At 43.8% G+C, this 463-nt stretch carries 2 rRNA genes; both read left to right on the top strand.

Features of this window, described 5'->3' with window-relative positions:
• A 23S ribosomal RNA gene (locus tag IW644_RS19960) occupies positions 1-116 on the top strand; the annotation flags it as partial.
• A gap of 135 nt (positions 117-251) precedes the next feature.
• Positions 252-367: ribosomal RNA gene (rrf, locus tag IW644_RS19955) — 5S ribosomal RNA — on the top strand.
• Positions 368-463 lie beyond the last annotated feature (96 nt).

The following is a 463-nucleotide window of genomic DNA, read 5'->3' as shown; positions in this document are numbered from 1 at the left end:
CCCTGAACTTTAAGTTCTGGAAGGGTTGTTATAGACGATGACGTTGATAGGCAGGGTGTGGAAGCGTTGTAAGGCGTTAAGCTAACCTGTACTAATTGCCCGAGAGGCTTAACCATACAACGCCCAAAAAGCTTTAGGCTTTTGAGTGTTGTAGACAAGCTAAGCTCTGATAAAGAGCCGCAAGTAGAGTGAAAAGTAGTTACTCACTGATTGAATTAATATTATCTTTCTCAAATTGTTACCAGTTTTTTCCTGGCAGCCATAGCGATACGGTACCACCTGACTCCATTCCGAACTCAGAAGTGAAACGTATTAGCGCCGATGGTAGTGTGGGGCTTCCCCATGTGAGAGTAGGACACTGCCAGGTCCCATTAAGAAAAACCCGCCTAACGGCGGGTTTTTTGCTTTATATAGAAGCCACTACATTTCTATGTATACGTGCGAACAGAATTTAGTGAAGTTG

The sequence above is a fragment of the Alteromonas sp. PRIM-21 genome (assembly GCF_027563165.1).
GTDB classification, from domain to species: Bacteria; Pseudomonadota; Gammaproteobacteria; order Enterobacterales; family Alteromonadaceae; genus Alteromonas; species Alteromonas macleodii_A.
Note: the sequence above shows the minus strand (reverse complement) of the source record. Positions and strands in the feature narration are given on the sequence as shown.